Below are 23,701 nucleotides of genomic sequence, written 5' to 3'. Positions count from 1 at the left end.
CGAGCGCGGCCTCGGCCGCCCCGAGCGGGCGCTGGCGATGGCCGGTGAGCCCGAGGTGCAGAAGCTGGACAAGGCCGGGCAGGTCGAGATGCGTCTCGTCGCCGCCGGCGCCCGCCGGGACATGGGCGAGCTCGACGCCGCCATCGTGACCCTGCAGAGCCCCGAGCTCGCCTCCAACTCCGTGCAGCCGTGGACCGCCCGCCTGCGGTACGCGTACGCGGACGCACTCCTGGCCGCCGGCCGTGAGGACGAGGCGCGCGAGTGGTTCGCGAAGACCCTCGAGGCCGACAAGGACGGGGCGACGGACGCCTCCGACCGCCTGGCCGAGCTGGACGGCGTGGAGTTCGTGGACGCCTCCGCGCCCGAGGACGACGCGGACGTCGAGGACCTCGGTGACGAGGACGACGAGGACGAGGACTCGGCCGAGGTGGCCGCCGCCGAGCGTGCCGCCGACCAGACCGAGTACTACGACGAGGACGACGAGGAGTACGAGCCGGTCGCCGGCTCCGACGCCGAGGTCGACCTCACCGACGAGATCGTGGCCGTCGAGGACGACGAGCGCGAGGCGCGCGACAAGGCCTGACCCTCATAAGGTCTGAGGCCGCGGGAAAGGGCGGCACCCCCGCGGGGGTGCCGCCCTTTCGCATGTCCGGAGGAGGGGCGGGCCGTCAGCCCAGGCTGCGCAGGACCAGGCCCGTGGCCGGCTTCGGGCCGAAGGAGGTCGACTTGCGGGGCATGGTGACGCCCTGGCGGGCCAGGTCCCGTACGACCTCCTCGCGGACCGGGTGCAGCAGCACGGCGGTGCCGCCGTGGCGTTCGGCCATGGCGACCGTCGCGGCCGCGTCGTGGATGTACGCGATGTGGTCCGGGGCGTCCGGGACCTGCCACAGGGCGTCCAGCAGGGAGGCGTGCAGCACCGTGGCGTCCAGCCGGCGCCAGGCCTCCGGGCGGTCGCGGCGCACGGTGCGCTCCAGCAGGGCCGGATCGGGGTCGGTGACCAGGTGGAAGGTGCCGTCGCCGGTCAGCAGGAAGGCGTTGCCGCGCTCCGAGGCGTCCGCCAGGGCTTCCAGCGCCAGCGGCAGGGGGCCGTCGACCGGGCGGATCCGGAAGGAGCCCTCGACCGCCGCCAGCGCCTCGGCGAGCGGCAGCCGGCGCAGCATGCGGTGGATGGCCCGGACCTGGAGCGGGTAGCGGACGGTGTCCACGAGGAGGACCAGGCCGAAGTCCCAGGGGGTCGGCGAGCCGTGCTCCTCCTGGAGGCGCAGGTAGGTCGCCCAGCGGTGGTGGCCGTCGGCGATGAGGGCCTGGCGGTGGGCCAGGTCGGCGGTGACCACGGCCAGCTCGGCGGGGTCGGTGACGGCCCACAGGCTGTGGCGGAACCCGTCCTCGGTGACCGTCGACAGCAGGGGCTCGCGGGCCGCGGTGGCCTCGACGACCGCGTCCGCCCCGGCGCCCGGGCCGTCGCCGCGGTAGGTGAGGAGGAGGGGTTCGAGATTGGCCGAAGTCGCGCGCATCAGACCCGCGCGGTCGGTCACCACGTCCGGCATCACGTCCTCGTGGGGCAGCACGACGCCGTCCTCGGCGGTGGACAGGGCCAGGGCGCCGATGACGCCGCGCTGCAGGAGGCCGGCCCGGCGCTGCTCGTAGACGTACAGGGCGGGCTGCGGGTCGGCGCTGAGGACGCCCTGGGCCAGCCAGTCGCTGAGGGTGCGGGCGGCCTGCTCGTTGCGCGCCGCCGGGGTGCCGGCCTGCGGCAGGATGAGCCGGACGATGTTGTGCGGGTCGGCGGATTCGAGGTAGTCGACTCCGTCGGGGCGTACGACCACGTCGTACGGCGGTGAGGTGACCGCCGCCAGGCTGCCGACGCGCTCCGGGACGTAGCGCAGTCCGTGGAAGGGGGTCAGGCGCAGCCCGTGCTCCGCGTTGCCAGGTGTGGTCATTGGTGCATGGTAAGACCCGTCTCGCGATACGGGATGGCCGGGGGAGTGACGGGGTAGTGCAAACTCGGACAAGATCGATCGCAAGCAGTGAAGCGTCACCACAGTCCTGAGCGTTTTGAGAACGGTTATTGAGGAGCGGCCAGATGACCCGGCAGAGCAGGACCAGTCCCGCGGGCAGTGAGCGGAGTCTGCACGAGGCGTACGACACGGCCCTGCTGGACCTGGACGGGGTGGTGTACGCGGGCGGACACGCCATCGCGCACGCGGTGGACTCCCTCACGGCCGCCCGGGCCGGCGGGATGCACCTGGCGTACGTCACCAACAACGCGCTGCGGACCCCCGAGGCGGTCGCGGAGCACCTGTGCGAGCTGGGGATCCCGACCGAGGCGGGCGAGGTGATCACCTCGGCGCAGGCGGTGGCCCGGCTGATCGCGGAGCAGGTGGAGCCGGGGTCGAAGGTGCTGGTGATCGGCGGGGAGGGGCTGCGGGTCGCGCTGCGCGAGCGCGGGCTGGTGCCCGTGGAGTCCGCCGACGAGGAGGGGCTCGCGGCGGTGGTCCAGGGCTACGGCGGGCCCGGGCTGGAGTGGGGGCGCTTCGCGGAGGCGGCGTACGCGATCAACCGCGGGGTGCCGTGGTACGCGTCCAACACGGACCTGACGATCCCGAGCGCGCGCGGGATCGCGCCGGGCAACGGGGCCGCCGTGGAGGTCGTGCGGATCGCCACGGGCGCGGACCCGCAGGTGGCGGGGAAGCCGCTGCCGCCGATGCACCGGGAGACGGTGCTGCGGACGGGGGCGCAGCGGCCGCTGGTGGTCGGCGACCGGCTGGACACCGACATCGAGGGCGCGTTCAACGGGGACGTGGACTCGCTGCTGGTGCTGACGGGGGTGGCGGACGCCGGGCAGCTGCTGCGGGCCGAGCCCCGGCACCGGCCCACCTACGTGGACCGGGACCTGCGCGGGCTGCTGACCGGGCAGCCGGAGGTGGCGGAGCGGCAGGGTGCCTGGACGTGCGGCGGCTGGAGCGCGGCGCACGCGGGCGCCGGCCTGGAGCTGATCCGGGTCGCGGACGGGGAGGGCGACCGGCTCGACGCGCTGCGGGCGCTGTGCGCGGCGGCCTGGTCGCAGGCCGGGGACGGGGTCTACCCGGGCGAGGTGGAGAAGGCGCTGGCCGTACTCGGGTGGTGAAGGGGTGAAAGGGGGCGCTCGGCCGTACGGGGGATCATTCGGGGCGCAGGGTAGGCTAACCTAACCTTCGTGTTGGCTGAGAGTCCCCCCGAAACCGAGCGGATCGCGCCGCCGCCGGCCGTGGCCCGTCCGCGCCACGGCCGCCGCGTCGCCGGCCTGCTGATCTCCCTCGCCGTACTGGCCCTGGTCGCGGTGGCGAGCATCGCCATCGGCGCCAGGGCCATGCCCCTCGACGACGTCTGGCACGGGCTGTTCCACTACGGCGGCACCACCAACGACGTGGTCGTACGGGACCTGCGGGTCCCGCGCACCCTTCTGGGGGTGATGGTCGGCATCGGACTCGGCCTGTCCGGCGCGGTGATGCAGGCCCTGACCCGCAACCCGCTCGCCGAGCCCGGCATCCTCGGCGTCAACGCCGGGGCCGCGGCCGCCGTGGTCTCCGCCATCAGCTTCCTCGGGGCGAGCACGCTGTCCGAGTTCGTCTGGTGGGCGTTCCTCGGCGCCGCCGTCGTCTCCGTCCTCGTCTACGTGCTCGGCGGCAGCCGCAGCGCCACCCCCGTCCGCCTCGCGCTCGCCGGTACGGCCGCCAGCGCGGCCCTCGCCGGCTACATCAACGCCGTCCAGCTGATGGACAGCCAGGCCCTCGGCAAGCTCCGCTTCTGGACGGTGGGTTCGCTGGCCTCGGCCAACATGGACACCGTCCGCCAGGTCGCCCCCTTCATCCTGGCCGGCACCCTGCTCGCGCTGACGCTCGGCCGGCCCCTCAACGCGATGGCCATGGGCGACGACACCGCCCGGGCGCTGGGCGCGCACCTGACGCGGACCCGGATCGCGGCGATGGCCGCCATCACCCTGCTGTGCGGGGCCGCGACCGCCGCCTGCGGGCCGATCGTCTTCGTCGGGCTGATGATCCCGCACCTCGCGCGGCTGATCACCGGGCCCGACATGCGCTGGCTGCTCGCGTACTCGGCCGTCCTGTCGCCCGTGCTGCTGCTCGGCGCCGACGTGGTCGGACGGGTCGTCACCCGGCCCGGCGAGCTCCAGGTCGGCATCGTCACCGCGCTCATCGGCGGCCCCGTCTTCATCCACCTGGTCCGGCGCAAGAGGATGGCCCAGCTGTGACCGACATCCGGATCCGCAAGGCCGCCCGGCCGCGCACCCTGCGCGGCCCCGGCGGGACCTCACTGCGCGTCGAACCGCGCGCGCTGCTCGCCGGGCTGCTGCTGATCGCCGCGACGCTGGTGCTGGCCGTCGTCCTCATCGGCACCGGCGACTTCGAGATAGCCCCCGGGGACGTGATCCAGACCCTGCTGGGCAACGGTGCCCCGGCCGACGACTTCATCGTCAACGACCTGCGGCTGCCGCGCGTCCTGGTCGCGATCCTGGTGGGCGCGGCCCTCGGGATGTCCGGGGCGGTCTTCCAGTCCGTCTCGCGCAACCCGCTCGGCTCGCCCGACATGCTCGGCTTCGGGTACGGCTCGGCCGTCGGCGCGCTCGTCGTCATCACCGTGTTCAAGGGCGGGGCCAACGAGGTCGCGCTGGGCGCGGTCGTCGGCGGGGTGCTGGCCGGCGCCCTGGTCTACCTCCTCGCGTACAAGAAGGGGATCCACGGGTACCGGCTGGTGCTGGTCGGCATCGGCGCCTCCGCCGTCCTCGTCGCCGTCATCCAGTACCTGATCGCCAAGGCGGAGCTCATCGAGGCGACCCGGGCGATGGTCTGGCTGACCGGCTCGCTGGCCGGCCGGGACTGGGAGCAGGTGTGGCCGCTGCTGGTGAGCTGCGCGCTGCTGTTCCCCCTGGTCCTCTCGCAGGGCCGGGCCCTGCGGGTGATCGAGATGGGCGACGACGCCGCGTACGCCCTGGGCGTGCCGGTGGAGCGGACGCGGATGCTGCTGATGCTGGCGGCGGTCCTGCTGACCACGGCGGCCGCGGCGGCCGCCGGCCCGATCAGCTTCGTCGCGCTGGCCGCGCCGCAGCTGGCGCGGCGGCTGACCCGCTCGCCCGGGCCGAACCTGCTGGCCGGCGCGCTGATGGGCACCGTCCTGCTGCTGGCCTCCGACCTGGCCTCGCAGCGGGCCTTCGGCGCGGACCAGCTGCCGGTGGGCGTGGTCACCGGCCTGGTCGGCGGTGTCTACCTGCTCTGGCTGCTCGTCACGGAGCGCAAGGCGGGACGGATATGACGGACACGAAGCACACCGACGGGCACGGCCCGGCCGAAACGAGGAGTACGCAGGTGCAGCGGCTGACCGCGGAGAACGTCACCCTCGGCTACGACCAGCGGGTCATCGCCGAGAACCTTTCGGTGGAGATCCCCGACCACTCCTTCACGGTGATCGTCGGCCCCAACGCCTGCGGCAAGTCCACGCTGCTGCGCGCCCTGTCGCGGATGCTCAAGCCCACCGCCGGACGGGTGCTGCTGGACGGGCGGGCCATCACCTCCACGCCCGCGAAGCAGGTGGCCCGCACGCTGGGGCTGCTCCCGCAGTCCTCGGTCGCCCCCGACGGGATCACCGTCGCCGACCTGGTCGCCCGGGGCCGCTACCCGCACCAGGGGCTGCTGCGGCAGTGGTCGGCGCAGGACGAGCGGATCGTGCTGGAGTCGATGGCCTCCACCGGGGTCGCCGAACTCGCCGACCGGGTCGTGGACGAGCTGTCGGGCGGGCAGCGCCAGCGGGTGTGGATCGCGATGGCGCTGGCCCAGGAGACCCCGCTGCTGCTCCTCGACGAGCCGACGACCTACCTGGACATCCAGCACCAGCTGGAGGTCCTCGACCTGTGCGCCCGGCTGCACGAGGAGCGGGGCCGGACCCTGGTGGCGGTCCTGCACGACCTCAACCAGGCGGCCCGCTACGCCACGCACCTGATCGCGCTGCGCGGCGGGGTGGTCGTCGCCGAGGGGCCGCCGGCCGAGGTGGTCACCGCCGGGCTGGTGGAAGAGGTGTTCGGGGTGCGCTGCCGGGTCATCGACGACCCGGAGACCGGGACGCCGCTGGTGGTCCCGGCGGCCCGGCAGGCCCGCGCCACGGCGGGGGTCTGACGGCCTCACGGCGGGGGTCCGAGCGGCTAGAGGAGGCTCTTGAGGCGCAGGAGGTCGCGGAAGCCGGCCTCCAGGCGGACCCGGCCCGAGGCCCAGGCCTTGGCGAACTTCAGCTGCCCGTCGACCATCGCGAGGAGGTCGTCGCCCGACATCGCGAGCCGGATCTCGGCCTTGGAGCGGGGCGGGCCCGGGGTGAGAGCGTCCACCCGGATCCGGCCGCCTTCGAGGCGGCCGGCGAAGGTCACGTCGAGGTCGGTGATGTGACAGCTCAGGGACCGGTCGAGGGCGGCCGCGCCGCGCACGTCGCCGTCGGCCCCCGCGAGGTTGTCGGAGAGTCGGTCGAGTGCCGCGCGGCACTCCTGGATCGTAGCCATGGTGCCCTTGACCGTACCGCAGAGCCGCGCGTGGCAGGGGCGGTGGTTCGGGGTAGCGTCGGGAGCATGACCGACGAAGTGTCCGGGAGCCTTCCGGACGTTCCCCCGGAGCCCGCCGGGCCCGCGCCGCTGGGCCTCGTGCGCACCCCCACCGGGAACCCCGCGATCGACGCGCACCTGGAGCGGCTCGCGGACGCGGACCACCTGGCGGCGGACGGGCACGTCGAGGTGTACGAGGATGTACACAGGGGACTGCGCGAGGCGCTGACGGCGCTGGACGCACAGCCCGTCCCCGGACCGTACGAAAACAGGAGCTGAACCGAACGTGGCAGGAGTGGCACGCCGCCGCCTGGACGCCGAACTGGTACGCCGCAGCATGGCCCGCTCGCGGGAGCACGCGGCCCAGCTGATCGCCGCGGGCCGGGTGACCGTGGGCGGTACCACCGCGACCAAGCCGGCCACCCAGGTCGAGACCAGCGCGGCCCTCGTCGTCCTCAAGGACGACGACGACCCCGACTACGTCTCCCGGGGCGGCCACAAACTGGCCGGCGCGCTCGCCGCCTTCCGGCCGCTCGGGCTGGCCGTCGAGGGCCGCCGGGCGCTGGACGCGGGCGCCTCGACCGGCGGGTTCACCGACGTGCTGCTGCGCGCGGGCGTGGCCCACGTCGTCGCCGTGGACGTCGGCTACGGGCAGCTGGCCTGGTCGCTGCAGAGCGACGAGCGGGTGACCGTCAAGGACCGGACGAACGTGCGCGAGCTGACGGTCGAACTGATCGACGACGTCCCCGTGGACCTGGTCGTCGGCGACCTGTCCTTCATCTCGATCGGCCTGGTGCTGCCCGCCCTGGTGCGGTGCACGGCGCCCGGCGCCGACCTGGTGCTGATGGTCAAGCCGCAGTTCGAGGTGGGCAAGGAGCGGCTCGGCAGCGGCGGTGTGGTGCGCAGCCCCGAGCTGCGGGCCGAGGCCGTGCGGGAGGTCGCCGCGCAGGCCTGGAAGCTGGGCCTGGGCGTGCTGGGGGTCACCGCGAGTCCGCTGCCCGGGCCGTCGGGGAACGTCGAGTACTTTCTGTGGCTTCGGGCGGGGGCACCGGCACTCGACCCGGGGGATGTCGACCGTGCAGTGGCGGAGGGGCCTCAGTGACAGATTCGTCAGCGTCAGCGTCAGAGGGTGCAGCGGAAACGGGTGCGGGGGAGCCGCAGGGGCCGCGCACCGTCTTCCTGGTCGCCCACACCGGGCGGCCCGCGGCCATACGCAGCGCCGAGCTGGTGGTGCTGGGGCTGCTGAAGTCGGGGATCGGGGTGCGGGTCCTGGAGCACGAGGCGCGGGACCTGCCGCTGCCGCCCGAGGTGGAGCTCGTCGGCGCGTGCACGCCCGAGGTGCTGGCCGGGTGCGAGCTGCTGATCGTGCTGGGCGGGGACGGGACCCTGCTGCGCGGGGCGGAGTTCGCGCGCGGGTCGGGGGTGCCGATGCTGGGCGTCAACCTCGGACGGGTGGGCTTCCTCGCCGAGGCGGAGCGCGACGACCTCGACCGGGTGGTGGACCGGGTGGTGCGCAGGGCGTACGAGGTCGAGGAGCGGATGACCCTCGACGTCCTCGTACGGACCAACGGTGACGTGGTCCACCGGGACTGGGCGCTGAACGAGGCCGCCGTCCAGAAGGTGTCCGCCGAGCGGATGCTGGAGGTGGTCCTGGAGATCGACGGGCGGCCGGTGACCGGCTTCGGGTGCGACGGCATCGTCTGCGCGACGCCGACCGGCTCGACCGCGTACGCCTTCTCGGCGGGCGGTCCGGTGGTGTGGCCGGAGGTGGAGGCGCTGCTGATGGTGCCGATCAGCGCGCACGCGCTGTTCGCGAAGCCGCTGGTCACCTCGCCGGACTCGGTGCTGGCGGTGGAGGTGCAGACCGGCACCCAGCACGGGGTGCTGTGGTGCGACGGCCGGCGCACGCTGGAGCTGCCCGCCGGGGCGCGGGTCGAGGTCCGGCGCGGGACGGTGCCGGTGCGGCTCGCCCGGCTGCACCACGCGTCCTTCACGGACCGGCTCGTGGCGAAGTTCGCGCTGCCGGTGTCGGGTTGGCGCGGCGCACCGCACTGAGGGCGCCGGCGGAGCCGCTATTAGCACACCCGTTCGGAGAACTCCGGGCGGGTGAGGTCACATGGCACCCGCGAAACCTCGGTATGGTCGTCCCGTGCTTGAGGAGATGCGGATACGGTCACTCGGGGTCATCGACGACGCGGTGGTCGAGCTGTCGCCCGGTTTCACCGCGGTGACCGGCGAGACCGGCGCGGGCAAGACGATGGTCGTCACCAGCCTCGGGCTGCTGCTCGGCGGCCGGGCCGACCCGGCCCTGGTGCGGATCGGGGCCAAGGCGGCGGTGGTCGAGGGCCGCGTCGTGCTGCGCCCGGACGCGGCCGCCGCCCTGCGCGCCGAGGAGGCCGGGGCCGAGCTCGACGAGGGCGCCCTGCTGATCAGCCGGACGGTGTCCGCCGAGGGGCGCTCGCGCGCCCACGTCGGCGGCCGCTCCGTACCCGTCGGCCTGCTCTCCGAGCTCGCCGACGACCTCGTCGCCGTCCACGGGCAGACCGACCAGCAGGGCCTGCTGCGGCCCGCCCGCCAGCGGCAGGCCCTCGACCGGTACGCCGGCGACGCGGTCGCCGTCCCCCTGGAGAAGTACGCCGGCGCCTACCGCCGGCTGCGGGCCGCCTCCGCCGAACTGGAGACGATCACCACCCGCGCCCGGGAACGGGCGCAGGAGGCCGATCTGCTGCGCTTCGGCCTGGACGAGGTCGCCGCCGTCGAACCGCTGCCCGGCGAGGACGCCGAGCTGGCCGCCGAGGCCGAACGGCTCGGGCACGCCGAGTCCCTGGCCTCCGCCGCGCAGGCCGCCCACGCGGCCCTCGCGGGCGACGTCGAGGACCCGGAGGGCGTCGACGCCAACACCCTCGTCGCCGGCGCGCACCGCGCCCTGGAATCCGTACGCTCCCACGACCCGGTCCTCGGCGCGCTCGCCGACCGGATCGGGGAACTGGGCATCCTGCTCGGCGACGTGGCCGGCGAGCTCGCCGGGTACGCCGACGACCTGGACGCCGATCCGCTGCGGCTGGCCGCCGTGGAGGAGCGGCGGGCCGCGCTGACCCAGCTGACCCGCAAGTACGGGGACTCCGTCGACTCCGTCCTCGAATGGGCCCAGCGGGGCTCGGCACGCCTGCTGGAGCTCGACGGCGACGACGAGCGGATCGAGGAGCTGACCGCCGAGCGGGACGCGCTGCGCGCCGAGCTGTCCCAGCTCGCCCAGGCGCTGACCGACGCCCGGACCGAGGCCGCCGAGCGGTTCGCCGCCGCGGTCACCGCCGAACTGGCCTCCCTGGCCATGCCGCACGCCCGGGTGACCATCGCCATCCGCCAGACCGAGGAGCCCGAGGGCGTCGAGGTCGGCGGGCGGCCGGTCGCGTACGGGCCCGCGGGCGCCGACGAGGTCGAGCTGCTGCTCGCCCCGCACCCCGGCGCCCAGCCCCGTCCGATCGCCAAGGGCGCCTCCGGCGGCGAGCTGTCCCGGGTCATGCTGGCCGTCGAGGTCGTCTTCGCCGGCACCACGCCCGTGCCCACGTACCTCTTCGACGAGGTCGACGCGGGCGTCGGCGGCAAGGCGGCCGTCGAGATCGGCCGGCGGCTGGCCAAGCTCGCCAAGACGGCCCAGGTCGTCGTCGTCACCCACCTCCCCCAGGTGGCGGCCTTCGCGGACCGGCAGCTGCTCGTCGAGAAGACCGTCGACGGCTCGGTCACCCGCTCCGGGGTCACGGTCCTGGAGGGCGAGGAGCGGATCCGCGAACTCTCCCGGATGCTCGCCGGCCAGGAGGACTCGCAGACGGCCCGCGCCCACGCCGAGGAACTCCTCGCGGCGGCACGGGCGGACGGCTGAGACGGCGGATCGTTAGCCCGTGTGGGTGAGGCTGGGGGGCGCACTGCGGTATCCCGCACGGGATCCGCACCCGTATGGTCCCGGAACGCGCGTGCGGACTGGCATCCTGGGCGACGTCCCTGACCCCTCACCCTGGAGCTTCCACCCGTGAGCAGCTCCCCGGCTTCCGTACCGCCGCCCGCCCTGCCGTACGGGCGGCCGCCGCTGCGCACCGTCCAGGTCCTCGGGGGCGCGGGCGCGGGCAGCAGCGCGCACGTGCGCTCCCTCACGACGGGGCTCGCGGCGCGCGGCGTACGGGTGACCGTGTGCGCCCCCGCCGCGGCGGAGGGCGAGTACGACTTCACCGGCGCCGGGGCGGAGTTCACCCCTGACGCTGCGAGCGCCCTGCGGGCCGCCTGCGCCGGGGCCGACGTCGTGCACGCGCACGGCGTGCGGGCCGGGATGCGGGCCGCGCTGGCCCTGCGCGGCCGGGGGCGCCGGGTGCCGCTGGTGGTGACCTGGCACGGCAGCGCCCCCGACGGAAGCCCGCTGGGGCGCCTCGGCGGCCTGCTGGAACGTCACGTGGCCCGGGCCGCGGCGGTGGTCCTCGGCTCCTCCTCCGACCAGGTCGACCTGGCCCGCAGGCGCGGAGCGCGGGACGCCCGCCTCGCGGCGGTCGCCGTACCGGCGGCGCCGGCCTCGCCCGACGCGGGCAAGACCCGGGCGGAACTGGGCGTGGTGGAGCGCCCGCTGGTCATCGCCGTCGGCAGCCTCGTCGCCCGGCGCGGGTACTCCGTCCTGCTGGACGCGGCGCGGGCCTGGCGGGTGCTGGAGCCGGTGCCGCTGCTGGTGATCGCGGGGGAGGGGCCGCTGCGGCCCGAGCTGACCCGCCGCATCGAGACGGAGGGCCTCCCGGTCCGCCTCCTGGGCCGCCGCCGCGACGCAGACCGCCTGCTGGCGGCGGCCGACGTCGCCGTCCTGCCCAGCCGCTGGGAGGGCCGCTCCCTGCTGGCGCAGGAGGCCCTGCGGGCGGGGGTGGCCCTGGTCGCGACGGAGGTCGGCGGGGTCCCGGAACTGGTCGGCGACGCGGCCGTCCTGGTCCCGTACGGCGACTCCGGCGCCCTGGCGGGCGCGGTCGCCTCCCTCCTGGACGACCCGGACCGCCGCGCGGCCCTCGCCCTCGCGGGCCGCGCCCAGGCGGCGACGTGGCCGTCGGAGGACGACACGGTGGCGCAGGTCCTGTCGGTGTACGACGAACTGATGGAACGCCGACGCTGAAGGGCCCCGCACGAGCGCGCCTCCCCGACGAAGCCGGCACCGGGCGCGGCAAGGCCCCCAGACGGCCCGCAGCCGCCAACCCGGCACGAGCACGTAGCGATCTGCCGCATGCGGGTACCGACCCCAGACGGCCGGCAGCCGCCAACCCGGCACGAGCACGTAGCGATCTACCGCGCAGTCCGGCCCCGGCCGCCGCTCTGATCGGCATTCCGTGCGGGTACCGACCCCAGACAACCCGCAGCCGCCAACCCGGCACGAGCGCGTAGCGATCTGACGCGCAGTCCGGCCCCGGCCGCCGCTCTGATCGGCATTCCGTGCGGGTACCGACCCCAGACGGCCGGCAGCCGCCAACCCGGCACGAGCACGTAGCGATCTGACGCGGACGTCGGCGCCGCTTGCCCCTGACGTCGGCCCGGATGCCCGGTCTGCCGGCCCCCGCCGCCCCGCCTGCTCGCTGAGGGAGCCGGATGCCCTGACCCTGGACCGTCCCGTTCCTTTGGGGGTTTCCCGGCAGTCCTTGTCTTTCCGGGGCGGGACGGGCTGTCAAGGGTCGCCGCAGGCGATCGCGAAGCGACGCGACCGAAGGGAGCGCCCTTGACCGACCGGCCCGAACCGGAAGGACAGTGGGACTGACGGGAAACCCCCAACCCCTCCCTGAGACCGCCCATCCGGGTCCCGGCCCCCACACCACCGCCCCGCACCCGGGGAGGCGGGTGGGCAGCCACCGCCGGGCCCCCGACCCCTCGAGGGGGAGATGGCGGGCCCTCACGACGGTGGTGAGGCGTGCCTCCTCGCCCTCAGCGCCAGGCTCAGCGACAGGACCGTCTCCGGGTCGTCCAGGTCCGTGCCCAGCAGCTCCGAGATGCGGGCCAGCCGGTTGTACAGGGTCTGGCGGTTGAGGTGAAGTTCCCGCGCGGTCTCCGCCTTGCGGCCCGCGTGGGCCAGGTACGTCTCCAGGGTGGGCAGCAGCGGCGGCCGGGACGTGGCGTCGTGGGTGCGCAGGGCCCCGATCGCCCGGTCCACGAACGCCGCCAGGTCCGGGTGCTCCCGCAGCCGCCACAGCAGCAGGTCGATGTCCAGGCGGCGGGCGTCGTACCAGGGCCGGGCCGGCAGGCCGTGGGCGGCCGTGGCGGTCTCCGCGGCGTGCCGCAGGCCTGCCGAGGCCGCCGCCCAGCTGCCGGAGACGCCGACCACCACCACCGGCGGGGCCCCGGCCCGGTCCAGGCCGGCCCGTTCCACCCCGGCCCGGAGCGCGCCCGCGACCCGGTCGGCGACCGCCGTGCGCTCCGACTCCGCCCGCAGCGACACCAGCAGCGGCACCCGTCCCTCCACCGGGCGGACGCCCAGCAGCACCGGGACGCCGACCGAGGACAGCTCCTCCTGCACCGCCCGGGCCAGCACCGACCAGTTCCCGGACGGGACCAGCTCCGACGACAGCCGCATGACCAGCGGCAGCAGCGGCCCCGCCCCCGGCCGGAAGCCCAGGACCCGGGCCTGGGCCGGGGCGTCCTCGGCCGAGATCCGCCCCTCCGCCAGGTCCGTCAGGAAGTCGCCCCGGCCGCGCGCGGCCAGCTCCTCCTCCTGCCGGGCCTGCATCAGCACCACCGCGAGCACCCCCGCCGTCCGCTCGGCCGCCATCCGGTGGACCGGCAGCAGCGGCGCCGCGACCCCCACCAGCACGACCCGCGCCCGTACCGAACCCGTCCCGTGGCCGCCGCCCGGCACGTCCACCACCACCGCGTTCGCGGACGGCTCGGCCGCGCGCTGCCCCCGCAGTCCCTCCCACACCTGGAGCGGGTCGGCCGCAGCCTCGCCGGCCACCGGCCCGGCCGCGTAGAGCAGTTGGCCGTCCGGGGTCTCCAGGAAGACCGGGTTGGCGGTGAAGTCGGCCAGGATGCGCAGCACCTGCGGGATCCCGCCGCCGCCCAACAGGGCCTCCGTGCACCGCCGGTGGACCTCCTCGGCACGCTGGAGGAGTGCGTAGTGGTGGTTGACGATCTCGGTGTGGATCTCCTCCGTCACCGCCACGAACGGGACTTCCCGGTGCAGCTGGACCAGCGGCAGCCCGGCCGTCCGCGCGGTCTCCACCAGGGTCGCCGGGAGCCGGGTGAAGCGCGGCCCGAGCTCCACGACCAGGGCGGCGATGCCCCGGTCCGCGAGGCGGCGGACGAAGGCGCGCTGCTCGGCGGGCCGGGTGCCCAGACCCAGCCCGGTGGTCAGCAGCAGCTCGCCGCCCTTGAGCAGCGAGGCGATGTTGGGCACCTCGCCCGCGTGCACCCAGCGGACGGTCCGGCCGAGGCGGTCGGCGCAGGCCACCACCTCCGGCAGCCCGCTGCGCAGTCCCGGCAGCTCCAGCGCCCGCTGAACGGTGATCCCGCCCTGGTTGTCCATATCGCGGGACGCTACCGGCCGCTCCGCCGGGAGGACATCACCGGGTGGCCGCGGGGCCCGGCATGTCCCCCATGTACCCCTGCCGGGCCGACAACTCGTCGTCCCCGCAAGGAGATTATCGGACCGCGTGCCGATTGTGGCGTGCGTCACCCGGGTGGAGAGTGGCGGCCTCGCGAACGGTCCCGTGCACGGCCTCCCGACAGGAACGAGGACGACCCATGACCAGAGCCGACGCCACACCCCCGTCCACCGGCAACCCCACCACCCCCGCACCCCCCGCCACCCCCGGCGGCGCCCCCCGGGTCCAACGCCTCAAAGCCGACTCCGTGGGCCTGATCGGCGTCGTGTTCATGGCCGTGGCGACCGCCGCGCCGATCACCGCGATGACCGGCAACCTCCCCATCGCCGTCGGCTTCGGCAACGGCACCGGAGCCCCCGCCGGCTACCTCTTCGCCACCCTCGTCCTGACCGTCTTCTCGGTCGGCTACGTGGCGATGGCCAAGCGGATCACCGCCGCCGGAGCCTTCTACGGGTACATCTCCCACGGCCTCGGCCGGATCGCCGGCATGGCCTCCGGGATGCTCGCCGTCCTCGCCTACGTCGTCTTCGAGGCCTCGATCGTCGGCGTCTTCTCCTACTTCGCCAGGACCACCGTCCACGACCAGCTCGGCGTCGACCTGCCCTGGATCCTGTACGCGGCCGCGATGCTCGCCGTCACCGCCGTCCTCGCCCACTTCGACATCAACCTCACCGCCAAGGCACTCGGGGTGATGCTCGTCGCGGAGATCGCCGTCCTCTTCGCGGTGGCCACCGCCGTGCTGATCGCCGGCGGCGGCCCCGACGGGATACCCGTCGAGCCGGTGAACCCCGCGAACGCCTTCACCGGGACCTCCGCCGGACTCGGCCTCTTCTTCGCCTTCTGGTCCTGGGTCGGCTTCGAGTCCACCGCCATGTACGGGGAGGAGTCCCGCGACCCCAAGCGGGTCATCCCCCGGGCCACCCTCGTCTCCGTCGTCGGCGTGGGCCTCTTCTACATCTACGTCTCCTGGATGACCATCGCCGGCAACGGCCTGGCGAAGTCCGTCGAGCTGTCCGCCTCCGCCAGCCCCCTCGACCTGTTCTTCGCCCCCGCCCGGCACTTCATCGGCGCCTGGGCCGTCGACGCCTTCCAGTGGCTCCTGCTCACCGGCTCCTTCGCCTGCGGGATGGCCTTCCACCAGTGCGCCGCCCGCTACCTCTACGCCATCGGCCGCGAGGGCTTCCTGCACCCCGCCCTCGGCCGCACCCACCCCCGGCACGGCTCCCCGTACCTCTCCTCCGTCGTGCAGACCGTCATCGCCACCGGCCTGGTCGCCGGGTTCTGGCTCACCGGGCAGGACCCCTACCTGCACCTGTACACCCTGCTCGCGATCCTCGGCACGATGGCCATCCTGATCGTGCAGACCCTGTGCTCCTTCGCCGTCATCGGCTACTTCCGCAAGAACCACCCCGAGGACCGGCACTGGTTCCGTACCTTCACCGCCCCGCTGCTCGGCGGGATCGGGATGATCGCGGTCGTGGTGCTGCTGGTGCTCAACATGCAGACCGCGGCCGGCGCCGCCGCCGGCTCGCTCTTCTTCAAGCTGATCCCGTGGATCGTCGGAGCGGTCTTCTTCGGCGGCCTGGGCCTGGGCCTGTGGCTCCGGTACAAGGCCCCTGAGCGCTACGAGATCATCGGCCGGATCGTCCTGGAGGACGCCGCCGAGCGCACCGAAGCGACCGCCCCGTCCGCCGCGACCGTCTGAGGAGCCCCGCCATGGCCCGTACGCCGCTCATGCACGCCCTGCGCCGGATCGCCGCCGACCACGCCGCCGCCCGCCGGCTCCGCCTGCCCGTCGCCGAGGTCCGCGGCTCCACCCGCCGCGAACTCCTCGGCCGGGCCGCCGCCCTCGGCCTCACCGCCGCCCTGGCCCCCGCCGCCGCGGCGCACGCGGCCCCCGCCCCCGCCCCCGCCAGGAGACCCGCCGGTCCCGCCCGCGTGGCCGTCGTCGGCGCCGGCATCTCCGGCCTCACCGCCGCCCTCACCCTCCAGGACGCCGGCATCCCCTGCACCCTCTACGAGGCCAACCCGGCCCGCGTCGGCGGCCGCATGTGGACCCAGCGCGACCACTGGGCGTACGGGCAGACCTCCGAGATCGGCGGCGAGCTCATCGACACCTCCCACAAGAAGATCCTGGAGCTGTGCCGCCGCTTCGGCCTGCCCGTCGAGGACTTCCTCGGCGGCGGACCCAACGGAGCCGAGGAGATCCTCCGCTTCAACGGCGCCTACTACCCCCGCACGCAGGCCGACGAGGACTTCAAGGCCGTCTACCAGGCCCTGCGCCGCGACCTCCAGGGGGCCGGCGAGGTCTCCTGGAACACCACGACCCCCGCCGGCACCGCCCTGGACGAGATGACCCTGCACGAGTGGATCGAGACCCGCGTCCCCGGCGGACACGCCTCCCCCCTCGGCCGGTTCATCGACGTCGCCTACAACGTCGAGTACGGCGCCGACACCCAGACGCAGTCCGCCCTCGCCCTGGTCCTGCTGATGGGCTACCAGCCCAACCCGGGAAACTTCAACGTCTGGGGCCAGTCCAACGAGCGCTACCACGTCGTCGGCGGCAACGACCTGCTGCCCCACGCCATCGCCGCCGCACTGGCCCCCGGCACGCTCGTCATGGGCCGCGCCCTGACCGCCGTACGCGCCGAAGCCGACGGCACCCAGACCCTCACCTTCGAAGACTCCGGCGCCGTGCGCACCGCCACCGCCGACCACACCGTCCTGTGCCTGCCCCTGCCGGTCCTCCAGCGGCTCGACACCTCCCGGGCGGGCTTCGACCCCCTCATGCGCAACCTGCTGCGCGACGCCCGGATGGGCTACTGCACCAAGCTCAACATGCAGTTCACCGCCCGCCCCTGGCGCGGCACCGGCCCCTGGCCCGGCGTGTCCGCCGGCGACTGCTTCACCGACGGCGACGTCCAGCAGACCTGGGACACCACCAAGGTCCAGCCCGGCACCGGCGGCATCCTGCTCCAGTACGGCGGCGGCTCCCTGGCCGGCGCGCTGACCCCGGCCACCCCCTTCGCCACCGAGTCCGACCCCTACGTCCGCGACCTGGCCGGCCGGGTCCTGACCGGGGTCGACGCCTTCTTCCCCGGGACGAAGGCGGTGTGGACGGGCCGCGCCCAGCTCTCCGCCTGGCACCGCAACCCCTACTCGCTCGGCGCCTACTCGTACTGGCCCACCGGCTACCTCCACCGCTACGCCAAGTACGAGGGCACCGCGCAGGGCAACGTGCACATCGGCGGCGAGCACTGCAGCTACGACTTCCAGGGCTTCATGGAGGGCGCCGCCGCCGAGGGCGAGCGGGCCGCCCGCGAGGTGATCGCCGCCCTCACCTGAGGCCCGGGACCTGAGCGGCGCTCAGACCGGCGGGATGTTGTGGTTGAAGCGGAAGACGTTGTCCGGGTCGTACTCCCGCTTCAGCCGCGCCAGCCGCCGCATGTTGTCGGCGCCCAGCCCGGCCACCACCCGGTCCGCGCCCTCGTCGCCGGTGAAGTTCAGGTACACCGCGCCGGTGGACCACGGCTGGACGTCGGCGCGGACGTCCCGCACCCACCGCACGACCCGCTCGTCGTCGGCGGCGTCCTCCCACATGCCGAACGGGTGCACCGCCCACGGCGCGTCCCGGTACGGCACCGGGTAGTCGTCCTTGACCGCGGCGATCGCCCCGCCCTGCGGCCACACCACGTGCTGGGTGCCGCTCGGCACCGGCATCGAGGCGGCCCGGGCGCAGAACACGTCCACGAAGGCGTCGGGCGCCCCCGTCAGGTACTCCGCCGACCAGTAGTTCCGCAGCCCCGGCGGATCGTCGAGCATGCACTGCAGCTCGGCGTACGGGATCGCCGTGACGACCTCCGCCTCGTGCGGGATCGCCAGCAGCGGGCCGGCGAGCCCGCGCAGCTCCTCCTCCGGGCCGGCGTACGTCACCAGCGCCCCGGCCAGCAGCAGCCCGACCAGGTGCGGGGGGACGAAGGGCGCCGGCGGCCCCGTCAGGTACAGGGCGCCGCCGCCGGCCTCGTCCGGCCCGGACTCGATGACGTCGCGGAACGTACGGACCACCTCGGGCCCGTGCTCCGGCAGGTAGAACACCATCGCGATGGACAGGGCCGGCAGCTCGTGCAGCCGCAGGGTCAGCGAGGTGGCGATGCCGAAGTTCCCGCCGCCGCCGTGCAGCCCCCAGAACAGTTCCGGGTGGTCCTCGGCGGTGACGTTCAGCAGCTCGCCCTGGGCGGTGACCAGCTCCACGCCCAGCAGGTTGTCCACCGCCAGGCCGAACTTCCGGTCCAGCCAGCCCGTTCCCCCGCCGAGGACGTAGCCGCCGACGCCGGTGGTGGAGGCCCGGCCCCCGGTGGTCGCCAGGCCGTACGGTTCGCAGGCCCGGTCCAGATGGGTCATCAGGGCCCCGCCCCCGACGTGCGCGGCCCTGGCCGCCGGATGGACGGTCACCTCGTGCATGCGGCGCAGGTCCACGACCACGCCGCCGTCGTTCAGGGACATCCCGGCCACGCTGTGCCCGCCGCCGCGCACGGCCACGGGCAGGTCCAGGCTCCGGGCGAAGCGCACCGCCGTGACCACGTCGGCCGCGCTCTCGCACTGGGCGATCACCGCGGGCCTGCGGTCGACCATCGCGTTGAAGACCGTCCGGGCCTCGTCGTACCCGGGATCACCGGGGGCGAGGACCTCGCCCGCCAGGTCCTCGCGGAGCTCGGCAAGTGCCGTGCCCGCCTTCGAGAGGGGCGCCATCGCCACCCCTCCTTTCCCCAGAAGGGCATGGGACCCTTCCAGGTTAGGCGGGCACCGGGGGCGCCGCGCGGCGGCGCCCCCGGCCGGCGTCAGCCCCCGTAGGCGCCGCTCGCCGTCAGCCGCAGCGCGGTGTCGATCAGCGGAACGTGGCTGAAGGCCTGCGGGAAGTTCCCCACCTGGCGCTGGAGCTTGGGGTCCCACTCCTCGGCCAGCAGGCCCAGGTCGTTGCGGAGCGACAGCAGCTTCTCGAAGAGCCGGCGGGCCTCGTCGACCCGGCCGATCATGGCGAGGTCGTCCGCCATCCAGAAGGAGCAGGCGAGGAAGGCGCCCTCGTCCCCCTCCAGGCCGTCGACGCCGGCCTCCTCGCCGGCCGTCGGGTAGCGCAGGATGAACCCGTCCGGGGTCGACAGCTCGCGCTGGATCGCCTCGATGGTGCCGATGACCCGCTTGTCGTCCGGCGGCAGGAAGCCCATCTGCGGGATCAGCAGCAGCGAGGCGTCCAGCTCCTGCGAGCCGTAGGACTGGGTGAAGGTGTTGCGCTCGGGGTCGTAGCCCTTCTCGCACACGTCCGCGTGGATCCGGTCGCGCATCTCGCGCCAGCGCTCCAGCGGGCCGTCCGCGTCCCCGCTCTCGATCAGCTTGATCGTGCGGTCCACGGCCACCCACGCCATCACCTTCGAGTGCACGAAGTGGCGGCGCGGGCCGCGCACCTCCCAGATGCCCTCGTCCGGCTCGTTCCAGTGGGTCTCCAGGTAGCGGATCAGCTTGAGCTGGAGCACCGAGGCGTAGTCGTTGCGGGCCAGGCCGGTCATGTGGCCCAGGTGCAGGGCCTCGGTGACCTCGCCGTACACGTCGAGCTGGAGCTGGTGGGCGGCCCCGTTGCCGACGCGTACGGGGGCCGAGTTCTCGTAGCCGGGCAGCCAGTCCAGCTCGGTCTCGCCCAGCTCCCGCTCGCCGGCGATCCCGTACATGATCTGGAGGTTCTCCGGGTCGCCGGCGACCGCGCGCAGCAGCCAGTCGCGCCAGGCGGCGGCCTCGCCGCGGTAGCCGGTGCGCAGGAGGGAGGAGAGGGTGATGGCGGCGTCGCGCAGCCAGGTGTAGCGGTAGTCCCAGTTGCGGACCCCGCCGATCTCCTCCGGCAGGGAGGTGGTCGGCGCGGCGACGATCCCGCCCGTGGGGGCGTACGTGAGCGCCTTGAGGGTGATCAGGGAGCGGATCACCGCCTCCCGGTAGGGCCCGTGGTAGGTGCAGAGGTCCACCCACTCGCGCCAGAAGTCGGCCGTGGCCTCCAGGGCCGCCTCCGGGTCCGGCAGCTGCGGGGCCCCCTGGTGGGAGGGCTGCCAGCTGATGGTGAAGGCCACCCGGTCGCCCGGGGCGACGGTGAAGTCGGAGTAGGTCGTCAGGTCCTTGCCGTAGGTGTCCGCGTCGGCGTCGAGCCACACGGAGTCGGGGCCGGCGACGGCCACCGTGCGCCCGTCCACCTTGTGCACCCAGGGCACGACCCGCCCGTAGCTGAAGCGCATCCGCAGCGCCGACCGCATCGGGACGCGGCCGCTGACGCCCTCGACGATGCGGATCAGCTGCGGCGCGTGCCCCTCGCGGGGCGGCATGAAGTCGATGACCCGGACGGTCCCGCGCGGGGTGTCCCACTCCGACTCCAGCACCAGGGAGTCCCCCCGGTAGCGGCGGCGGGTCGCCCGCGGCGGCTCGGTGCCCGGCGCGAACGACGGGCCGATCCGCCAGAACCCGTGTTCCTCGGTGCCCAGAAGGCTCGCGAAGACGGCATGGGAGTCGAAGCGTGGCAGGCACAGCCAGTCCACCGCCCCGTCCCGGCAGACCAGCGCCGCGGTCTGCATGTCCCCGATCAGTGCGTAATCCTCGATGCGCCCGGACACGTTGCTCTCCAGTCGAACGGCCACGTCCGCCCCGTAGGGCGCTTGCATTGCGCTGTCGCGCGGTCTCCTGTGCGCAGGGATCCCCGCGTCGAGTCCTACATTGCCGGAACCGGCGTTGTTACGCCGTTCGCCGGACTGCTCGGCGGCGATGTGCAGCGGTATCCGAGCAAGTTATGAGCGCACCCTAGTGATCTCCTTAAGTATTGGGACAATGTCACTCGGCTGAACGGGTGACCTGGGGGAACGTGCCCGCCGGCGGACCCCGCGAAGGGGGCGCGCAGCGCGCCCGGAGGCGGACCGTCCCGGGCGCTGATAGGCTGGTACCCCGTGGACCGGTGGTCTGCCTGTGCGAATCAGGAGCCCCGAAACCGCAGCTTCGGCGCCCCCGGAAACGGGAGAAGTCGCCGGACGCACCTCACCTCGCGACCACGGGAGCCCCCTCTTGGCGATGCCGCCCAAATCCATGACGACCAAGCACATCTTCGTCACCGGGGGTGTCGCTTCGTCCCTCGGCAAGGGCCTGACGGCCTCCAGCCTGGGTGCGCTGCTCAAGGCGCGCGGCCTGCGGGTCACGATGCAGAAGCTCGACCCGTACCTCAACGTCGACCCCGGCACGATGAACCCGTTCCAGCACGGCGAGGTGTTCGTCACCAACGACGGCGCCGAGACCGACCTGGACATCGGCCACTACGAGCGCTTCCTCGACGTCGACCTCGACGGCTCGGCCAACGTCACCACCGGCCAGGTCTACTCGCAGGTCATCGCCAAGGAGCGGCGCGGCGAGTACCTCGGTGACACCGTGCAGGTCATCCCGCACATCACCAACGAGATCAAGCACCGCATCCGCCGCATGGCCACCGACGACGTCGACGTCGTCATCACCGAGGTCGGCGGCACGGTCGGCGACATCGAGTCCCTGCCGTTCCTGGAGACCGTCCGCCAGGTCCGCCACGAGGTCGGCCGCGACAACGTCTTCGTCGTGCACATCTCGCTGCTGCCCTACATCGGCCCCTCCGGCGAGCTGAAGACCAAGCCGACCCAGCACTCCGTCGCCGCGCTGCGCAACATCGGCATCCAGCCCGACGCGATCGTGCTGCGCGCCGACCGCGACGTCCCCACCTCCATCAAGCGCAAGATCTCGCTGATGTGCGACGTGGACGAGGCGGCCGTGGTCGCGGCGATCGACGCCAAGTCGATCTACGACATCCCGAAGGTGCTGCACACCGAGGGCCTGGACGCGTACGTCGTCCGCAAGCTCGACCTGCCCTTCCGCGACGTCGACTGGACGGTGTGGGAGGACCTGCTGGACCGCGTCCACAACCCCGACCACGAGGTCAAGGTCGCGCTCGTCGGCAAGTACATCGACCTGCCCGACGCCTACCTGTCGGTGACCGAGGCGCTGCGCGCCGGCGGTTTCGCCAACCGGGCCCGCGTCCAGATCAAGTGGGTCACCTCCGACGACTGCAAGACCCCGGCCGGTGCCGCCGCGCAGCTGTCCGACGTGGACGCGATCTGCGTCCCCGGCGGCTTCGGCGACCGCGGTGTGAACGGCAAGGTCGGCGCGATCACCTACGCCCGCGAGAACAAGATCCCGCTGCTGGGCCTGTGCCTGGGCCTGCAGTGCGTGGTCATCGAGGCCGCGCGCAACCTCGCGGGCATCGAGGAGGCGAACTCCACCGAGTTCGAGCCCTCTACCCCGCACCCGGTCGTCTCGACCATGGAGGAGCAGCTGGCCTTCGTCGAGGGCGCGGGCGACCTGGGCGGCACCATGCGCCTGGGCATGTACCCGGCGAAGCTCGCCGAGGGCTCCATCGTGCGCGAGGTCTACGGCGACCAGGCGTACGTGGACGAGCGCCACCGCCACCGCTACGAGGTGAACAACGCCTACCGCGGTGAGCTGGAGAAGAAGGCCGGCCTGGTCTTCTCCGGCACCTCCCCGGACAACAAGCTCGTCGAGTACGTCGAGTACCCGCGCGAGGTCCACCCCTACCTGGTGGCCACCCAGGCCCACCCGGAGCTCCGCTCCCGCCCGACCCGCCCGCACCCGCTCTTCGCGGGCCTGGTCAAGGCCGCGGTGGAGCGCAAGACGCAGGGCTGACGCTCGGTAACGTAGACGGCCGGGGTACGGAAGATCCGTACCCCGGCCGTCGCACGTTGTGGGAGGACACCGGCATGGGGATCGCCATCGGGATCAAGGACACCGCCGAATCCTGGGAGACGCTGTCGACCAGGCGGCCGTTCCAGGGCGCCAAGACCGCGGTGGACTCCGACGAGGTGCGGATGCCGGACGGGTCCGTGGCCCGCCGCGACTACCAGGTGCACCCGGGCTCGGTGTGCGTCCTCGCCCTGGACGGGGAGGGGCGGGTGCTGGTGATCAACCAGTACCGGCACCCGGTGCGGCGCCGGCTGTGGGAGCTGCCGGCCGGGCTGCTCGACGTGCCCGGCGAGAACCCGCTGCACGGGGCGCAGCGGGAGCTGTACGAGGAGGCGCACGTCAAGGCGGGGGAGTGGCGGGTGCTCGCGGACTTCTTCGCCTCCCCGGGCGGCTCCGACGAGGCCGTCCGCATCTTCCTCGCGCGGGACGTGGCGGAGGCGGACGGGGTCCGCTACACGGAGACGGATTCCGAGGAGGCGGACATGCGGGTGGAGTGGGTGGAGCGGGACGCCCTGGTGCGGGGGGTGCTGGCGGGCGAGCTCGGGAACCCGGCGCTCGTCACGGGTGTCCTGGCCCTGACGGCGGCCCTGGCGGGCGACGGCCTGGACGCCCTCCGCCCCGGCGACGCGCCCTGGCCGTCCCGCCCGTACGAGGCGTAGCCCGGCGGGGGCCGCTGCGCGGGGCCGTCTCCCCGCCCCGCCCTTTCTCCGTTTCCCGG

General features: G+C 73.9%; 18 protein-coding genes and 1 pseudogene. 14 read left to right on the top strand and 5 right to left on the bottom strand.

Features of this window, described 5'->3' with window-relative positions:
- Positions 1-583, top strand: a pseudogene (locus AB0O29_RS26520) (hypothetical protein); the annotation flags it as partial.
- An 85-nt stretch (positions 584-668) separates the two neighbouring features.
- Here the strand turns inward: AB0O29_RS26520 and AB0O29_RS26515 are convergent.
- Positions 669-1,940, bottom strand: a complete 1,272-nt coding sequence (locus AB0O29_RS26515) for a DUF1015 domain-containing protein (protein WP_365155837.1) — start codon at positions 1,938-1,940, stop codon at positions 669-671.
- 143 nt (positions 1,941-2,083) lie between these two features.
- Between AB0O29_RS26515 and AB0O29_RS26510 the strand changes: the two genes are divergently transcribed.
- The 4 genes from AB0O29_RS26510 to AB0O29_RS26495 all read left to right on the top strand — a co-directional run bounded on the left by AB0O29_RS26510 (position 2,084) and on the right by AB0O29_RS26495 (position 6,164).
- A complete protein-coding gene (locus AB0O29_RS26510; RefSeq protein ID WP_365155834.1) occupies positions 2,084-3,127 on the top strand; it encodes an HAD hydrolase-like protein in 1,044 nt (347 codons plus the stop codon).
- A 102-nt stretch (positions 3,128-3,229) separates the two neighbouring features.
- Positions 3,230-4,249 (top strand): iron chelate uptake ABC transporter family permease subunit, encoded by a 1,020-nt coding sequence (locus AB0O29_RS26505; protein WP_365155845.1) that lies wholly within the window; start codon positions 3,230-3,232, stop codon positions 4,247-4,249.
- Positions 4,246-5,307 carry an iron chelate uptake ABC transporter family permease subunit gene (locus AB0O29_RS26500; protein WP_365155831.1) on the top strand — a complete coding sequence of 354 codons (1,062 nt, stop codon included), beginning with the start codon at positions 4,246-4,248 and terminating at the stop codon, positions 5,305-5,307. Before AB0O29_RS26505 ends, AB0O29_RS26500 begins: the two co-directional genes overlap by 4 nt.
- Positions 5,304-6,164, top strand: coding sequence for an ABC transporter ATP-binding protein (locus AB0O29_RS26495; protein WP_365155828.1), 861 nt, complete (start codon positions 5,304-5,306; stop codon positions 6,162-6,164). The genes AB0O29_RS26500 and AB0O29_RS26495 overlap by 4 nt, the downstream gene beginning before the upstream one ends.
- A 26-nt stretch (positions 6,165-6,190) precedes the next feature.
- Here AB0O29_RS26495 and AB0O29_RS26490 read toward each other — a convergent pair whose 3' ends face one another.
- Complete coding sequence (locus AB0O29_RS26490) at positions 6,191-6,538, bottom strand: SCP2 sterol-binding domain-containing protein (RefSeq protein WP_365155825.1); 348 nt, start codon at positions 6,536-6,538, stop codon at positions 6,191-6,193.
- A 66-nt stretch (positions 6,539-6,604) separates the two neighbouring features.
- Here AB0O29_RS26490 and AB0O29_RS26485 point away from each other — a divergent pair, with 66 nt between their 5' ends.
- The 5 genes from AB0O29_RS26485 (at position 6,605) to AB0O29_RS26465 (ending at position 11,714) form a co-directional block, all read left to right on the top strand.
- On the top strand, positions 6,605-6,856 hold the full coding sequence (locus AB0O29_RS26485) for a hypothetical protein (RefSeq protein WP_365155823.1): 252 nt from the start codon (positions 6,605-6,607) through the stop codon (positions 6,854-6,856).
- A 7-nt stretch (positions 6,857-6,863) separates the two neighbouring features.
- Positions 6,864-7,679 carry a TlyA family RNA methyltransferase gene (locus AB0O29_RS26480; protein WP_365155821.1) on the top strand — a complete coding sequence of 272 codons (816 nt, stop codon included), beginning with the start codon at positions 6,864-6,866 and terminating at the stop codon, positions 7,677-7,679.
- Positions 7,676-8,632, top strand: coding sequence for an NAD kinase (locus tag AB0O29_RS26475; protein ID WP_365155818.1), 957 nt, complete (start codon positions 7,676-7,678; stop codon positions 8,630-8,632). The genes AB0O29_RS26480 and AB0O29_RS26475 overlap by 4 nt, the downstream gene beginning before the upstream one ends.
- Before the next feature lie 106 nt (positions 8,633-8,738).
- A complete protein-coding gene (recN, locus tag AB0O29_RS26470) occupies positions 8,739-10,457 on the top strand; it encodes a DNA repair protein RecN (protein WP_365155815.1) in 1,719 nt (572 codons plus the stop codon).
- A 147-nt stretch (positions 10,458-10,604) separates the two neighbouring features.
- Complete coding sequence (locus AB0O29_RS26465; protein WP_365155812.1) at positions 10,605-11,714, top strand: glycosyltransferase family 4 protein; 1,110 nt, start codon at positions 10,605-10,607, stop codon at positions 11,712-11,714.
- A gap of 765 nt (positions 11,715-12,479) precedes the next feature.
- Here the strand turns inward: AB0O29_RS26465 and AB0O29_RS26460 are convergent.
- Complete coding sequence (locus AB0O29_RS26460) at positions 12,480-14,105, bottom strand: PucR family transcriptional regulator (RefSeq protein WP_365155809.1); 1,626 nt, start codon at positions 14,103-14,105, stop codon at positions 12,480-12,482.
- Between the two features lie 350 nt (positions 14,106-14,455).
- On the opposite strand from AB0O29_RS26460, the gene AB0O29_RS26455 reads away from it, so the two are divergent.
- Complete coding sequence (locus AB0O29_RS26455; RefSeq protein WP_365155842.1) at positions 14,456-15,889, top strand: APC family permease; 1,434 nt, start codon at positions 14,456-14,458, stop codon at positions 15,887-15,889.
- An 11-nt stretch (positions 15,890-15,900) separates the two neighbouring features.
- A complete protein-coding gene (locus AB0O29_RS26450) occupies positions 15,901-17,529 on the top strand; it encodes an NAD(P)/FAD-dependent oxidoreductase (RefSeq protein WP_365155806.1) in 1,629 nt (542 codons plus the stop codon).
- A 21-nt stretch (positions 17,530-17,550) separates the two neighbouring features.
- Here AB0O29_RS26450 and AB0O29_RS26445 read toward each other — a convergent pair whose 3' ends face one another.
- Together AB0O29_RS26445 and AB0O29_RS26440 are read right to left on the bottom strand one after the other, a co-directional pair.
- Entirely contained in the window at positions 17,551-18,933 is a 1,383-nt protein-coding gene (locus AB0O29_RS26445; RefSeq protein ID WP_365155804.1) for an FAD-binding oxidoreductase, read from the bottom strand.
- Between the two features lie 89 nt (positions 18,934-19,022).
- Complete coding sequence (locus tag AB0O29_RS26440; protein ID WP_365155801.1) at positions 19,023-20,876, bottom strand: glycoside hydrolase family 15 protein; 1,854 nt, start codon at positions 20,874-20,876, stop codon at positions 19,023-19,025.
- Positions 20,877-21,291: 415 nt separating this feature from the next.
- Between AB0O29_RS26440 and AB0O29_RS26435 the strand changes: the two genes are divergently transcribed.
- Together AB0O29_RS26435 and AB0O29_RS26430 are read left to right on the top strand one after the other, a co-directional pair.
- The gene (locus tag AB0O29_RS26435) at positions 21,292-22,926 is read left to right on the top strand and encodes a CTP synthase (protein ID WP_365155798.1); all 1,635 of its coding nucleotides are present in this window, start codon (positions 21,292-21,294) and stop codon (positions 22,924-22,926) included.
- 86 nt (positions 22,927-23,012) lie between these two features.
- Entirely contained in the window at positions 23,013-23,642 is a 630-nt protein-coding gene (locus AB0O29_RS26430; protein WP_365155840.1) for an NUDIX hydrolase, read from the top strand.
- The last annotated feature ends 59 nt before the right edge of the window (positions 23,643-23,701 follow it).

The sequence above is a fragment of the Streptomyces sp. NPDC089915 genome (assembly GCF_040684675.1).
GTDB lineage: Bacteria > Actinomycetota > Actinomycetes > Streptomycetales > Streptomycetaceae > Streptomyces.
The sequence above is the reverse complement of the archived record's forward strand: the minus strand, read 5'-3'. Positions and strand labels throughout refer to the sequence as shown.